We start from the raw sequence: 13,143 nt of genomic DNA on the forward strand, positions 1-13,143 counted from the left end.
GGTTCTTCCTTAATTAATGGCCGTTTTCGTTTTGTTCGCGCGCCAGGCGTCGTTCTTGTGCCTGTCGCTGCAAGATGTAGCGGGCCAGCAGTTGTCGCTGGGCATCGGACAGGTATTCGAATTCGGTGCCGACGTCGTAGCCGCCGCCCTTGCGGTCGCAATGGGTGACGCGGGCCCGCAGCAACAGGCCGAGGGCTTGTGGCATCAGCACCAGCTTGACCGACAGGGGCGCGCCGACGGCAATGGGCGTCGGATGCTGAAAGTCGATGCCGCCTTCGGAGATGATCACCGGCTGCGGTTCGCCGATCTGTCCGAGCACGGTCAGGGCGACCACCTGGCTCAGCAGATCGATGCGTTTGTTCTGTGATTTGAGGAACGCGGCGATGGCTCGGTCGCGTTCGTTGATCTGGCGCAACAGGTGTTGCGACTCGAATTCGCTCAGGTGCAGTTCGCTGAGCAGGTTGAATAGCGGGGAAGCATCCTGCAACACTTCCTGGCCTGCTGCTTCGGGAGCAGACAGGGGCCGAATTTCCAGTGCGATCGTGTCCTCGATACGGTAGTATTCGCGGCGATCTTCTTCATCTAATGTCGACATGGCGAACCCATGGTAGCGGCGGTGGTCTGAGTGTAAAGCTGGTTATCGACCCCCGCCACAAGGACGTTCCTTTTCCCTCCGAACAAGCCCCGACATGTTCAGACCTCTCTTCGTATTTATCGGCACGCGTTATACCCGTGCAAAACGTCGCAATCATTTTGTGTCATTCATTTCCCTGACCTCGATGATCGGACTCGCCCTCGGCGTGGTCGTGATGATCGTGGTGCTGTCGGTCATGAACGGCTTCGATCATGAGATGCGCACCCGCGTGCTGGGCATGGTGCCCCACGCGACCATCGAGTCCGGCGAGCCGATCAGCGACTGGCAAAGCCTGGCCGCCAAGGTCAAGCAGAACCCGCAGGTGGCGGCGGTTGCGCCCTTCGTCCAGATGCAGGGCCTGCTGACCAACAACGGCAAGGTTTCCAAAGTGCTGCTCAATGCCATCGACCCTGTGCAGGAACGGCAGGTGTCGATCATTGATAACTTCATGCAGCAGGGCAAACTCGACGACCTGGCGCCGGGCAGTTTCGGCATCGTCATCGGCGACAAGGCGGCAGCCAAGCTCGGCGCGGCGGTTGGCGACAAGCTGACGTTTGTCGCGCCGGAAGTCACCGTGACCCCGGCCGGGATGTTCCCGCGCATGAAACGCTTTACTGTGGTCGGCATCTTCCATGTCGGCGCCGGTGAGCTGGACGGCTATCTGGGCCTGACCAATCTGCAGGATCTGGCCAGGTTGCACCGCTGGCAACCGGATCAGGTCCAGGGCCTGCGACTGAAGTTCGACGACCTGTTCCAGGCACCGCGCACCGCGTGGACCATCGCCCAGCAGCTCGGCGAAGACCGTTACTACGCCCGCGACTGGACTCGTACCCACGGCAATCTGTATCAGGCGATCCGCATGGAAAAAGCCATGATCGGCCTGCTGTTGCTGCTGATCGTCGCCGTTGCTGCGTTCAACATCATTTCCACGCTGGTGATGGTGGTGAACGACAAGAAGGGCGACATCGCGATCCTGCGTACCCTGGGCGCCACGCCGGGTTCGATCATGGCGACGTTCATGGTCCAGGGCACGGTCATTGGTGTGGTCGGTACGCTGATCGGCGCCGTGGTCGGGATCTTCGCCGCGCTGAACGTCAGCGCCGCGATCGCGGCCCTGGAAGGGCTGATCGGCCACAAGTTCTTGAACGCCGACGTGTATTTCATCGATTACCTGCCGTCGCAAGTGCAGAGCCAGGACGTGTTGATGGTCTGCGCCGCCGCGTTGGTCCTGAGTTTCCTCGCCACCCTGTATCCAGCCTGGCGTGCCGCGCGCACCCAGCCTGCGGAGGCGCTACGTTATGAGTGAGTCGGGCATGAGTGATAAAGCAATCTTGAGCTGCCGCAACCTGGGCAAATCCTACGTGGAAGGCCCGGAATCGGTAGAGGTTCTGGCCGGTCTGCAACTGGAACTGCATCCGGGTGAGCGCGTGGCGATCGTCGGTACGTCGGGTTCGGGCAAAAGTACCTTGCTCAACCTGCTGGGCGGCCTCGATACGCCGACCAAGGGCAGCGTCTGGCTGGCCGGTGAAGAACTCTCGGCCCTGAACGAAAAGGCCCGTGGCCTGTTGCGCAACCGGTCGCTGGGTTTCGTTTACCAGTTCCACCACTTGCTGCCTGAGTTCACCGCGCTGGAAAACGTCTGCATGCCGCTGCTGATCGGCAAGACCGCGATCCCGGAAGCGCGTCAGCGTGCGACGGCGTTGCTGGAGCGGGTAGGGTTGGGCCATCGCCTGGAGCACAAACCGGCGGAATTGTCCGGTGGCGAACGCCAGCGTGTGGCCATTGCCCGCGCCCTGGTGAACAAGCCAGGCCTGGTGATGCTCGACGAGCCGACCGGCAACCTCGACTCCCACACCGCCCAGGGCATTCAGGATTTGATGCTGGAACTCAGCACCTCGATGCGCACGGCGTTCCTGGTGGTGACCCACGACATGAACCTGGCTCGCCAGATGGATCGCGTCCTGCATTTGCAGGAAGGTTGCCTGACCCCCATCTGATTGGCTGAAACCCGGCACACTGAACAGTGCGTCGGGTCTTTTATTTTTATACGGTGCCCCAGCGAATGTTCAGACCGTTATCGATCTTTATCGGCACGCGCTATACCCGCGCCAAGCGCCGCAATCGCTTTGTTTCCTTCATCTCGATGACCTCGATGATCGGCCTCGCCCTGGGCGTGCTGGCGATGATCGTGGTGCTGTCGGTGATGAACGGCTTCCAGCGCGAAATGAGCTCGCGCATCCTCGGCATGGTGCCCCACGCGACCATCGTCGGCGTGAACCCTATCGACGATTGGCAGCCGGTGGCCGCCGCGGCGATGAAGAATCCTGAAGTCACCGCCGCCGTGCCATTCACCGAGATGGAAGGCATGCTGTCCTACAAGGGCACCATGCAGCCGATCCAGGTCAGCGGGGTCGATCCGGCGCTGGAAAGCAAGGTCTCGATTGTTGCCAAGCACATTGTTCAGGGGCGTCTCGACGCCTTGAAGCCGGGCGAATTCGGCGTGGTGATCGGCGAGATCACCGCGCGGCGCTTTCGCTTGAACGTCGGCGACAAGATCACCCTGATCGTGCCGGAAGTCAGCAATGCGCCGGGTGGCATCACCCCGCGCATGCAGCGGCTGAACGTGGTGGGCGTGTTCAAGGTCGGCGCCGAACTGGACGGTTCGATGGCGCTGATCCACATGGCCGATGCCGCGCAAATGCAGCACTGGCAACCGAATCAGGTGCAGAGCGTGCGCCTGGCGGTGAAGGATCTGTACGCCGCGCCGCAAGTATCGAGCGACATCGCGACCGGCCTGGGCGCCGCCTACAAGGCTGACGACTGGACCCACACCCAGGGCAGTCTGTTCAGTGCGATGAAAATGGAAAAAACCATGATCGGCCTGCTGTTGCTGATGATCGTCGCCGTGGCGGCGTTCAACATCATCGCCACCCTGATCATGGTGGTCAACGACAAGGGCGCGGACATCGCGATCCTGCGAACCATCGGCGCCACACCTCGGCAGATCATGGCGATCTTCATGGTGCAGGGCACGGTGATCGGGATTGTCGGCACCTTGATCGGTGGCGTGCTGGGCGTGATCGCGGCGTTGAACGTCAGTGAACTGGTGGGCTGGATGGAGCGGGTCAGCGGGCAGCACATCTTCAGTTCCGATGTGTACTTCGTCAGCAACTTGCCGTCCGAATTGCAGGGCGCGGATGTGCTGTTGATCTGCTCCGCCGGTTTCATCATGAGCTTTCTGGCGACGGTTTATCCGGCGTGGCGGGCGGCGAAAGTCGAGCCGGCTACCGCGTTGCGGTATTCGTAGTCCGTTAGACCGCGAGGGGGCCAGTCCTGCTGGCCTCAGTCCTTTCTTGGCAACTCAATTATGAACCGCGTCCACCCCTGAGCCGATTCGCAACGAATCTGCCCGCCATGGGCGCGGATGATCGACTGGGTGATCGCCAATCCCAATCCCGCATGCTCACTGCTGCCTTCACGGCGCGCGGGGTCTGCCCGGTAGAAGCGGTCAAACAAACGCGGCACCAGCTCCTCGGAAATCCCTTCACCACTGTTTTCAACGGTCAGGCTCAAGCCTGCCGGTTGCTCGACGATCTTTACCCGCACCTCACCACCAGCCGGGGTAAACCGCAACGCATTGTCCAGCAAATTGGACAGTGCCCGGCGCAACATGCTGCGATCGCCCTGCATGCTCGCGTGGCCGTCACGACTCAACTTCACCCGGGCGTCCTCGGCCAGCGGCGCGAAAAACTCCAGCAGCACATCCGCTTCTTCCGCCAGGTCCAGCGGTTCACGCTTGGGCATCAGCAAACCGTGGTCAGCCTTGGCCAGGTACAACATGTCGTTGACCAGTTGCGCCATCCATTGCAGTTCTTCGAGGTTGCTGTGCAGCGCCTCGCGGTAATCCTCAAGGGGGCGAGGGCGGGTGAGGGTGACTTGGGTGTGGGTCAGCAGGTTCGACAGCGGTGTGCGCAGTTCATGGGCGATGTCGGCGGAGAAGGCCGAGAGCCGCTGAAAAGAGTCATCGAGGCGTCCGAGCATGGCGTTGAAGCTGTGGGCCATTTCCGCAAGCTCCGGTGGCATGTCTGCTTCCGGCAGACGGGCGTTGAGCGATTGCGCCGATACGCCGCTGGCGACCGCACTCATGCGCAGCAACGGACGCAAACCACTGCGCGCCGCCCAGGCACCGAGCAGGGCGGTGGCCAGGGCCGAGAGGCCGACCGTCAGCCAGATCAGGTGCTGCATGCGCTGCAGAAAGTGCTGGTGATGGGTGATGTCCAGCAACAAGGTCAGTTGCGGTGAGTCGGGTTTGTCGAGGAACAGCGGCGCATTCAGGACGCGGTAATCGGTGCCATCGTCGCTCACCGTCGACAGGCCAGGTTTGCGCGGTAAATCTTTGGGCACGCTGGGCGAGCTGTCGTACATGCGTTGGCCGTCACTGCTAATGATGCGCAGCGAAAGATCGGCCTGTCGGCTCAATTCATCGGCCAGCCTGGCTTCGGCGTCGCCGGCCTGAATGTCATCCAGCGCCCGGCGTAAACCAATCAATTTGTCATCCAGCAACTGCTGGTCCAGCTCGACAAAGTGCGCCTCGCTGGCGCGGCTGAACAACACCCCGGCGAACAACGACACCACCGCGGTGCAGGCGGCAAACAGCAGTGCCAGGCGATTGCTTAATGAAAGCCGGCGCATCAGGCGGGGCGCTCTTCAAGGACGTAACCCATGCCGCGCACGGTGTGAATCAACTTGTTCGGGAAATCGTCGTCGATCTTCAGGCGCAACCGGCGGATAGCCACTTCGATGACGTTGGTGTCGCTGTCGAAATTCATGTCCCACACCTGGGACGCGATCAGCGACTTGGGCAGAACTTCGCCCTGGCGCCGCAGGAGCATTTCCAGCAGGGCGAATTCCTTGGCGGTCAGGTCGATGCGCTGACCGTTACGCTCGACCCGGCGACGGATCAGGTCCAGGCGCAAATCGGCCAGTTGCAAGCTGGTTTCCTGGGGCGTGGCGCTGCCGCGACGCAGCAGGCTGCGAACCCGGGCCAGCAGTTCGGAGAAGGCGAAAGGTTTGACCAGGTAATCGTCGGCGCCCAGTTCCAGGCCATGGACTCGGTCCTCCACCGCGTCTCGTGCGGTCAGAAACAGTACCGGCGTGTCCAAGCCTGCACTGCGCACCGCTTGCAGAATCTGCCAGCCATCGCGTCCAGGCAGCATCACATCGAGAATCAACAAGGCGTAATCGCCGCTCAAGGCCAGTTGCTGGCCGGTGGTGCCATCGGCCACCAGTTCGGTGTTGAAGCCAGCCTCGGTCAGGCCCTGGCGTAAGTAATGGCCGGTTTTCGGTTGGTCTTCGACGATCAGCAGTTTCATGGGCGACTCGGGCAGTTTGAACAGGTGCGTTATACCGTGGGCGGCGAGGAAGCAGGCCAACCTGACAAAGTTGTAATCTGCCTGTCAGGTAGCTGGCAGAGCCGACGGGGTAGAGTTTCCCACAAGCTGAACCTCATCTTGTTGGAGTGCGACTATGTTTTTGCAAAAGCGTCTGGCACTGGCCGCTTGTTTGCTGACTCTGAGTTTAGGGCTGGAAGCCTCACCGGCGCAGACCTACGATTTCGGTCAACCGGCCTCGGCCGCCCAGGCCACCCGCAGCGTCGAAGTGGTAATGGGCGATATGACCTTCAGTCCCAAGACCATCGATATCAAGGCCGGGGAAACCGTGCGTCTTGTACTGGTGAATAAAGGCCAGTTGCTGCACGAATTCAACCTCGGCGATGCACAGATGCATGCCAGGCATCAGCAGGAAATGCTCCAGATGCAGCAAAGCGGCATGCTGATGCCTACAGGTATGAAGGCCATGGACCACGGTTCCATGGCCGGAATGGATCATGGCGCCATGGATCACGGCATGAAGCATGACGACCCCAACAGTGTGTTGGTGGAGCCGGGTAAAACCGCCGAGCTGACCTGGACCTTCACCAAGGCCACTAACCTGGAATTTGCCTGCAACATCCCCGGCCATTACCAGGCCGGTATGGTCGGCAAACTGACAGTCAGTCAGTAAGCACTCAAAGGCGGGAGCAAAGGCTGGTAGAATCCGCTGATTCTTCAGTCAGGTTTCCGCCATGCATCCCGCAGCCGAACATTCGCCGCTGGGCAAATCCAGCGAATACATCGCCACCTACACGCCGTCCTTGCTGTTCCCGATCCCGCGCGCCGCGAAATGGGCCGAGTTGGGCCTGACCGCGCAAACCCTGCCGTACAAGGGCGTGGACTTCTGGAACTGCTTCGAGCTGTCGTGGCTGTTGCCGTCCGGCAAGCCTGTGGTGGCGATCGGCGAATTCAGCATCCCGGCGGATTCGCCGAACATCATCGAGTCGAAGTCGTTCAAGCTGTACCTCAACTCGCTGAACCAGACGCCATTTGCCGACACCGCGAGCCTTGAAGCGACGCTGGTGAAAGACCTCTCGGCCGCTGCCGGCAAATCGGTGGGCGTGCGGGTTCGCAGCCTGAAAGAGGTAGAGGCGGAAGGCGTCGTGGCGTTGCCGGGCGTGTGCATCGATGACCTGGACATCAGTGTCAGCAACTATGAGCATCCGCGTCCGGAACTGCTGCGTTGCGATGAGTCGCGGATCGTTGAAGAGTGCGTGCACAGCCATTTGCTCAAATCCAACTGCCCGGTCACCAGTCAGCCGGACTGGGGCAGCGTGGTGGTGGAGTATCGTGGCGCGGCGCTGGATCACGCGAGTTTGCTGGAATACATCGTGAGCTTCCGCCAGCACTCGGACTTCCATGAACAGTGCGTAGAGCGGATTTTCCTCGACCTGCAGCGGTTGCTGAAGCCGGAGAAATTGACGGTGTACGCGCGGTATGTGCGTCGTGGTGGATTGGACATCAACCCGTATCGCAGCACCGAAGAGGTGCAACTGCCGAACCATCGCTTGGTCCGACAATAAAGAGCCAGTGTGGGATTGCATTTGCACATCCCGGATATGAAAAAGCCCCGCTATCGATAGCGGGGCTTTTTTGCATCTGGCAGGTTCAGATCCCCATATTGCCCAAGGCTTGCACAATGTTGCGCAAGGTGCCGGCCAATGTGGGATGTTCGAGTTCGAAGCGCTCGACGGCCAGATTCACATTGTCGGCGAGGTTGGTGTCCTGGGTTTTGGTTTCCAGCTCAAGCTCCAGTTGGATCTGTTGCATCAGCGCGTGCAGGTCTTCGCGCTCGGCTTCGGTCAGTGGCGGATTCTGTTCCAATTGCTCGCGCAGTTTATTGAGCTGATCTTGCAGTTCGCGGGCGGGCATGGCGTTCTTCCTTTTATCAATAGGCACTGGCATAGACCGCAGCGGCGCGCCAAAAGGTCTATGGCTGACCTTTAGATTAATCCACTCGCGCGCAACCTGCATGATCTCAGTCAGGGCTTTTCGCCTTTGAGCCGACGCAGGCTGATATCGGCCAGGCAGGTATCGAGCTCGCCCAGATGATCGATCACCGAATGCACGCCCAGGCCGAACAACTGCACCGTCGCCTTGCCGCGCAAGTGTTCCCGTTCCTTCTGGCTCAAGGCTTGCCATTCGTTCGGCGCGAGCCCGCATAGCGAGCCGCACGACGCCAGGCCGATGGTCCACAGCCCGGCGTTCAGGCCCGATTGCAGCAGTCGCGGCTCGCCGCTGACCAGCACGCAACCGTCCAGGCGCTCGACATTCAACGCCATCAAGGCTTGCCAGCAGGCATTCGGGGCCGGCCATGGATTGATTGTTTCCGAGTGTTGCAAAGATTTGATCCAGGCCGGAAGTGCGACGGCCAGAGAATGGCTGAGGGCAGGGGGTAGTTCATCAAGCCAGGCGCAGGGAATCCGTTGTCGCTGCAAGCTGGACAGGCTCTCCAGGGCGCCGGGCGTGACCTCGGCATGCTCGGCAGAAACGGTGCCGTGCTGACGCGTGCGCGCGCCGAAATCCACCAGGCAACCACTGAGACCGAACAGCACGGCGGTCAGATTCGGTGCGGCAAGGGGCAAGACTTCGGCGTGCGGCATGGAAACGTCCCTGAAATAGCGACAAGGCTATTCATGGACGATGACAATCGAGTGACACGGATGTGAATCGCTCGCCGTCAGGAGGCGTCGTTCGTAGACCATCGTGCACGATGCTGCCTAAACCGGGTTTTCCGTCATATACTAGCGGTCTTTGCGGCTGGGCCAAGCGCCCGCGTCAGTACAATCCAAGGAGTTTTTCTATGCGCTGGAGCAATCGACTCGCTCAGCTTTGTATGTGTGCCAGTGTATTGCTGGTTCCGTTTGCGACTCAGGCCGCCACGGAAGAAGACCCTTGGGAAAGCATCAACCGGCCGATCTACAAATTCAACGACTTTGTCGACACCTACGCACTGAAGCCGTTGGCTCAGGGCTACCAGTTCGTCACACCGCAGTTCCTGGAAGACGGCATCCACAACATGTTCCGCAACGTCGGCGATGTGACCAACCTCGCCAACGACGTGTTGCAGGCCAAGCCCGCTGCGGCTGGCGTCGACACCGCGCGTTTGATCTTCAACACCACCTTCGGCCTGCTGGGCTTCTTCGACGTGGGCACCAAGATGGGCCTGCACCGCAACGACGAAGACTTCGGCCAGACCCTCGGTTACTGGGGCGTGGGCAGCGGCCCGTACGTGATGCTGCCGCTGCTGGGTCCAAGCACCTTGCGTGATACGCCTTCCAAGTATGTCGATGGCTATACCGGTCCGTACCCTTACATCAACGATATACCGGTACGTAACTCGATTTACGGCCTGAACATCGTCGACACTCGCGCCAGCCTGTTGTCGGCCGAGAAACTGATCACTGGCGACAAATACACCTTTATTCGCAATGCATACCTGCAAAACCGCGAATTCAAGGTCAAGGACGGTAAGGTCGAAGACGATTTTTAATCTCGACCGGTAAAACGAAGAGGGCGGCCAATTGGCCGCCTTCTTTCGTTTGGCTTGCGGGTTAAGTCAGGGCTATTTCATCTTCAGGATTGTAAGCCCGAGTTTCTGGCCGCCACCGTCCTGTGCTTTCACCCACACCACCTCGGTGTCGGCTTCAAGGCCTTTGAGGGCTGCGTGATCGGAATCGATCCGCACGCTGAGCCGGTCACCGACCTTGAATGAGCGGGGCGCCTCCAGCTGCATGCCACTGCTGGAAAGGTCGATGCAGACGGCTTGCACCTCATCGCCTTCATGAATCAGCGACACATCGGCATCAACCCGCATGCGGATGAAATCGCGCTTTTCGCTGTAGTCCCGATCGGTTTGGCTCATGGGCTCGATCCTTCCTTTGGGTTACGGTTTTGCCTGTTCTTATAACTCTCGGTGATTTGACAAGTAAAGACGTCAAGCGACCATCGGCGTGAGCTTGAAACGCCTCGCGGATGGGAGTACCGTCTGCGCCTTAGAAGGGCACCTCTGGTGGAACAGTGAGTAGGGCAAACGCTCGAAAACGGTGCAGCAGAGAGGCTAGAAAGCGAATCCAGTAGTGTGTGCAGGGCCAAATGCCCAGCCTGCTACGCCAACCTAATTCTGGCGCCGTTTGCCCACATGCCAAAAACCAGTGCCACGCTGCTGATAATCGATGATGACGAAGTAGTGCGTGCGAGCCTCGCGGCCTACTTGGAAGACAGTGGTTTCAGTGTCCTGCAGGCCAGCAATGGCCAGCAGGGTCTTCAGGTATTCGAGCAAGACAAGCCCGACTTGGTCATCTGCGATCTGCGCATGCCGCAGATGGGCGGACTCGAACTCATTCGCCAGGTCACCGAACTGTCGCCGCAAACCCCGGTAATCGTGGTTTCGGGCGCCGGTGTGATGAACGACGCCGTCGAGGCCCTGCGCCTGGGCGCAGCGGACTACCTGATCAAGCCTCTCGAAGATCTCGCCGTACTCGAGCACTCCGTGCGCCGTGCCCTGGATCGTGCGCGTCTGCTGCTGGAAAACCAGCGCTACCGCGAGAAGCTGGAAAAGGCCAACCGCGAGCTCGAAGCCAGCCTGAACTTGCTCCAGGAAGACCAGAACGCCGGTCGCCAGGTGCAGATGAACATGCTGCCGGTGAGCCCCTGGACCATCAACGAGTTCCAGTTTGCGCACCAGATCATCCCGTCGCTGTACCTGTCGGGCGATTTCGTCGACTACTTTCGGGTCGACGAGCGTCGGGTAGCGTTCTACCTGGCGGACGTTTCCGGTCATGGCGCCTCTTCAGCCTTCGTCACCGTGCTGCTGAAGTTCATGACCACGCGCTTGCTGTTCGAATCCAAGCGCAACGGCACATTGCCGGAATTCAAGCCTTCAGAAGTCCTTGGTCATATCAACCGGGGCCTGATCAGTTGTAAGCTGGGTAAACACGTCACAATGGTCGGTGGAGTCATCGACGAGGAGACAGGTTTGTTGACCTATAGCATCGGCGGTCATCTGCCGTTGCCCGTGTTGTACACGCCAGACAGTGTTCGTTACCTGGAAGGGCGTGGTCTGCCGGTGGGCCTCTTCAATGAAGCCACCTACGAAGACCACGTACTGGAGCTGCCGCCGGTATTCAGCCTGACGCTGATGTCTGATGGCATTCTGGACCTTTTGCCAGAACCCACACTCAAAGATAAAGAAGCTGCTTTGCCTCAACGGGTCAAAGCGGCGGGCGGCAGCCTGGATGGTCTGCGCCAGGTTTTTGGATTGGCCACGCTAGGGGAGATGCCGGATGATATCGCCCTGTTGGTGTTGAGCAGGAATCTTTAATGAGTACCGGTAGAATCCAGTTCGCCGAGCAGGACGGCACCTTCGTCCTGAAGTTCGTCGGTGAAGTTCGCCTGACCTTGTGTTCGGCGTTGGATGCGACTATTGAGCGGATCTTCACTGCGTTGAACTTCAACGCCATCGTGATCGACCTGACTGAAACCCGTAGCATCGACAGCACCACCCTGGGCCTGCTGGCCAAGCTGTCGATCCTGTCGCGGCAAAAAGTCGGCCTGTTGCCGACTGTCGTCACCACCCACGAAGACATCACCCGTCTGCTGCAGTCCATGGGCTTCGAGCAAGTGTTCAACATCGTTGACCGCCCGATCCCATGCCCTGAATGCCTGACCGACCTGCCAGACCAGGACCAGTCCGAAGAAGTGGTGCGGATCAAAGTCCTCGAAGCACACAAAATCCTCATGGGCCTGAACGACTCCAACCGTGAGGCGTTTCATGACCTGGTGAACGCGCTGGAGCGTCACTGATTAATTCCCTGTGGGAGCGGGCTTGCCCGCGAAGGCGCCCTAACAATCACCACATCTTCCAGTGCTAAGCCCATTACCCGAATTCAACGCAAAAAAAGGGCGAACCCATGGTTCGCCCTTTTTGCATCCAGCTAACTCAAATCACAGCTTGGCCTGCAACAACGCCTCAAGCTTCTCCTGGTCCCGAGCAAACTGACGAATGCCCTCAGCCAGTTTTTCGGTCGCCATCGCATCCTCGTTGGACAACCAACGGAACTGCGCTTCATTCAAGCTCAGACGCGCTTCACCCGTATGCCCCGGCACCAATTTACGCTCCAGCTTGCCGGTATCCGCCGCCAGTTTCTCCAGCAGATCAGGGCTGATGGTCAACCGATCACAACCGGCCAATTGCTCGATCTGATTCAGATTACGGAAGCTGGCACCCATCACTACGGTTTTGTAGTCATTGGCCTTGTAGTAGTTGTAGATGCGCGTCACCGACTGCACGCCCGGATCATCCGCGCCGGTGTAGTCGTTGCCGGTGGCCTTCTTGTACCAGTCGTAGATACGACCCACGAACGGCGAAATCAGGAAAACTCCAGCGTCAGCACATGCCGCCGCCTGAGCGAAAGAGAACAGCAAGGTCAGGTTGGTCTGAATGCCTTCCTTTTCCAGCTTCTCGGCAGCGCGGATGCCTTCCCAGGTCGAAGCGATCTTGATCAGCACACGGTCACGGCCAACGCCGGCCTTTTCGTACAAGTCGATCAGACGGTGCGCACGCTTCAATACGGCGTCAGTGTCGAACGACAGGCGCGCATCCACTTCAGTGGAAATACGGCCAGGAATCACCTTCAGAATCTCTTGCCCCACCGCCACACCAAAACGGTCACTGGCCAGGCCCACATCGCCCTTGCAGTCGCTGACGCAAGCGTTCAGCAACTCGGCATAACCGGGAATGGCCGCCGCTTTGAGCAGCAGGGAAGGGTTGGTGGTGGCGTCCACGGGTTTAACGCGAGCGATTGCTTCGAAGTCGCCAGTGTCGGCAACCACGGTGGTCATTTGTTTGAGTTGTTCCAGCTTGGAAGTCATGGGCGTGCTCTGTCCTATGGGTCTAATGACATTACCCGAGCGCTGACAGCCACTCAAGGGTGCATGTGCGTATCGAAGGCCCCAGTGGCAACATCCTGGAAACGGATGTTTGAAAGGCGGGGCGTGGTCTCGGTAAATACGATGCTGAAATGGAGGGCAGGTTCAATGGAGGTGACGGTTAGCGTGCTGAGCAGGCCTGGGTCA

General features: G+C 59.6%; 15 protein-coding genes. 8 read left to right on the plus strand and 7 right to left on the minus strand.

Annotated features, from left to right (window positions below):
- Positions 1 to 13: 13 nt before the first annotated feature.
- Positions 14 to 595: a PilZ domain-containing protein gene (locus PGR6_RS09685; RefSeq protein ID WP_064616951.1), complete on the minus strand. Its 582-nt coding sequence runs from the start codon at positions 593 to 595 to the stop codon at positions 14 to 16.
- A gap of 94 nt (positions 596 to 689) precedes the next feature.
- Here PGR6_RS09685 and PGR6_RS09690 point away from each other — a divergent pair, with 94 nt between their 5' ends.
- From PGR6_RS09690 to PGR6_RS09700, 3 genes are all read left to right on the plus strand, one after another.
- A complete protein-coding gene (locus tag PGR6_RS09690; protein ID WP_018928150.1) occupies positions 690 to 1,940 on the plus strand; it encodes a lipoprotein-releasing ABC transporter permease subunit in 1,251 nt (416 codons plus the stop codon).
- A gap of 7 nt (positions 1,941 to 1,947) precedes the next feature.
- Positions 1,948 to 2,631 (plus strand): lipoprotein-releasing ABC transporter ATP-binding protein LolD, encoded by a 684-nt coding sequence (lolD, locus tag PGR6_RS09695; protein ID WP_018928149.1) that lies wholly within the window; start codon positions 1,948 to 1,950, stop codon positions 2,629 to 2,631.
- Between the two features lie 65 nt (positions 2,632 to 2,696).
- Positions 2,697 to 3,941, plus strand: coding sequence for a lipoprotein-releasing ABC transporter permease subunit (locus tag PGR6_RS09700; protein WP_018928148.1), 1,245 nt, complete (start codon positions 2,697 to 2,699; stop codon positions 3,939 to 3,941).
- A gap of 35 nt (positions 3,942 to 3,976) precedes the next feature.
- Here the strand turns inward: PGR6_RS09700 and PGR6_RS09705 are convergent, their stop codons facing one another.
- Positions 3,977 to 5,326, minus strand: coding sequence for a heavy metal sensor histidine kinase (locus PGR6_RS09705; RefSeq protein WP_064616952.1), 1,350 nt, complete (start codon positions 5,324 to 5,326; stop codon positions 3,977 to 3,979).
- Entirely contained in the window at positions 5,326 to 6,006 is a 681-nt protein-coding gene (locus PGR6_RS09710) for a heavy metal response regulator transcription factor (protein ID WP_064616953.1), read from the minus strand. The genes PGR6_RS09705 and PGR6_RS09710 overlap by 1 nt, the downstream gene beginning before the upstream one ends.
- Before the next feature lie 154 nt (positions 6,007 to 6,160).
- Here PGR6_RS09710 and copI point away from each other — a divergent pair, with 154 nt between their 5' ends.
- Both copI and queF read left to right on the plus strand, forming a co-directional pair.
- Positions 6,161 to 6,697: a copper-resistant cuproprotein CopI gene (gene copI, locus PGR6_RS09715; RefSeq protein WP_064616954.1), complete on the plus strand. Its 537-nt coding sequence runs from the start codon at positions 6,161 to 6,163 to the stop codon at positions 6,695 to 6,697.
- 61 nt (positions 6,698 to 6,758) lie between these two features.
- Positions 6,759 to 7,589 carry an NADPH-dependent 7-cyano-7-deazaguanine reductase QueF gene (gene queF, locus PGR6_RS09720; protein WP_064616955.1) on the plus strand — a complete coding sequence of 277 codons (831 nt, stop codon included), beginning with the start codon at positions 6,759 to 6,761 and terminating at the stop codon, positions 7,587 to 7,589.
- An 85-nt stretch (positions 7,590 to 7,674) separates the two neighbouring features.
- Here queF and PGR6_RS09725 read toward each other — a convergent pair whose 3' ends face one another.
- The gene (locus PGR6_RS09725; protein ID WP_018928143.1) at positions 7,675 to 7,938 is read right to left on the minus strand and encodes a DUF4404 family protein; all 264 of its coding nucleotides are present in this window, start codon (positions 7,936 to 7,938) and stop codon (positions 7,675 to 7,677) included.
- Positions 7,939 to 8,048: 110 nt separating this feature from the next.
- Positions 8,049 to 8,669: a hypothetical protein gene (locus tag PGR6_RS09730; RefSeq protein WP_064616956.1), complete on the minus strand. Its 621-nt coding sequence runs from the start codon at positions 8,667 to 8,669 to the stop codon at positions 8,049 to 8,051.
- 200 nt (positions 8,670 to 8,869) lie between these two features.
- Here PGR6_RS09730 and PGR6_RS09735 point away from each other — a divergent pair, with 200 nt between their 5' ends.
- Entirely contained in the window at positions 8,870 to 9,559 is a 690-nt protein-coding gene (locus PGR6_RS09735) for an MlaA family lipoprotein (RefSeq protein WP_018928141.1), read from the plus strand.
- Positions 9,560 to 9,631: 72 nt separating this feature from the next.
- Here PGR6_RS09735 and PGR6_RS09740 read toward each other — a convergent pair whose 3' ends face one another.
- On the minus strand, positions 9,632 to 9,931 hold the full coding sequence (locus tag PGR6_RS09740; protein ID WP_007935265.1) for a PilZ domain-containing protein: 300 nt from the start codon (positions 9,929 to 9,931) through the stop codon (positions 9,632 to 9,634).
- A gap of 276 nt (positions 9,932 to 10,207) precedes the next feature.
- Between PGR6_RS09740 and rssB the strand changes: the two genes are divergently transcribed.
- Both rssB and rssC read left to right on the plus strand, forming a co-directional pair.
- Complete coding sequence (gene rssB / locus PGR6_RS09745; protein WP_018928140.1) at positions 10,208 to 11,389, plus strand: two-component system response regulator RssB; 1,182 nt, start codon at positions 10,208 to 10,210, stop codon at positions 11,387 to 11,389.
- Positions 11,389 to 11,871 (plus strand): anti-sigma factor antagonist RssC, encoded by a 483-nt coding sequence (gene rssC / locus PGR6_RS09750; protein WP_007935262.1) that lies wholly within the window; start codon positions 11,389 to 11,391, stop codon positions 11,869 to 11,871. The genes rssB and rssC overlap by 1 nt, the downstream gene beginning before the upstream one ends.
- A gap of 141 nt (positions 11,872 to 12,012) precedes the next feature.
- Here the strand turns inward: rssC and tal are convergent, their stop codons facing one another.
- Positions 12,013 to 12,939 (minus strand): transaldolase, encoded by a 927-nt coding sequence (gene tal, locus PGR6_RS09755; protein WP_018928139.1) that lies wholly within the window; start codon positions 12,937 to 12,939, stop codon positions 12,013 to 12,015.
- Positions 12,940 to 13,143 lie beyond the last annotated feature (204 nt).

This window comes from Pseudomonas sp. GR 6-02 (assembly GCF_001655615.1).
In the GTDB taxonomy this organism is placed as follows: Bacteria; Pseudomonadota; Gammaproteobacteria; order Pseudomonadales; family Pseudomonadaceae; genus Aquipseudomonas.

Bases quoted from the DNA above. Each gene is read 5' to 3' on its own strand.
- PGR6_RS09685 (WP_064616951.1), bottom strand. From the start codon at position 595: ATGTCGACATTAGATGAAGAAGATCGCCGCGAATACTACCGTATCGAG.
- PGR6_RS09690 (WP_018928150.1), top strand. From the start codon at position 690: ATGTTCAGACCTCTCTTCGTATTTATCGGCACGCGTTATACCCGTGCA.
- lolD (WP_018928149.1), top strand. From the start codon at position 1,948: ATGAGTGATAAAGCAATCTTGAGCTGCCGCAACCTGGGCAAATCCTAC.
- PGR6_RS09700 (WP_018928148.1), top strand. From the start codon at position 2,697: ATGTTCAGACCGTTATCGATCTTTATCGGCACGCGCTATACCCGCGCC.
- PGR6_RS09705 (WP_064616952.1), bottom strand. From the start codon at position 5,326: ATGCGCCGGCTTTCATTAAGCAATCGCCTGGCACTGCTGTTTGCCGCC.
- PGR6_RS09710 (WP_064616953.1), bottom strand. From the start codon at position 6,006: ATGAAACTGCTGATCGTCGAAGACCAACCGAAAACCGGCCATTACTTA.
- copI (WP_064616954.1), top strand. From the start codon at position 6,161: ATGTTTTTGCAAAAGCGTCTGGCACTGGCCGCTTGTTTGCTGACTCTG.
- queF (WP_064616955.1), top strand. From the start codon at position 6,759: ATGCATCCCGCAGCCGAACATTCGCCGCTGGGCAAATCCAGCGAATAC.
- PGR6_RS09725 (WP_018928143.1), bottom strand. From the start codon at position 7,938: ATGCCCGCCCGCGAACTGCAAGATCAGCTCAATAAACTGCGCGAGCAA.
- PGR6_RS09730 (WP_064616956.1), bottom strand. From the start codon at position 8,669: ATGCCGCACGCCGAAGTCTTGCCCCTTGCCGCACCGAATCTGACCGCC.
- PGR6_RS09735 (WP_018928141.1), top strand. From the start codon at position 8,870: ATGCGCTGGAGCAATCGACTCGCTCAGCTTTGTATGTGTGCCAGTGTA.
- PGR6_RS09740 (WP_007935265.1), bottom strand. From the start codon at position 9,931: ATGAGCCAAACCGATCGGGACTACAGCGAAAAGCGCGATTTCATCCGC.
- rssB (WP_018928140.1), top strand. From the start codon at position 10,208: ATGCCAAAAACCAGTGCCACGCTGCTGATAATCGATGATGACGAAGTA.
- rssC (WP_007935262.1), top strand. From the start codon at position 11,389: ATGAGTACCGGTAGAATCCAGTTCGCCGAGCAGGACGGCACCTTCGTC.
- tal (WP_018928139.1), bottom strand. From the start codon at position 12,939: ATGACTTCCAAGCTGGAACAACTCAAACAAATGACCACCGTGGTTGCC.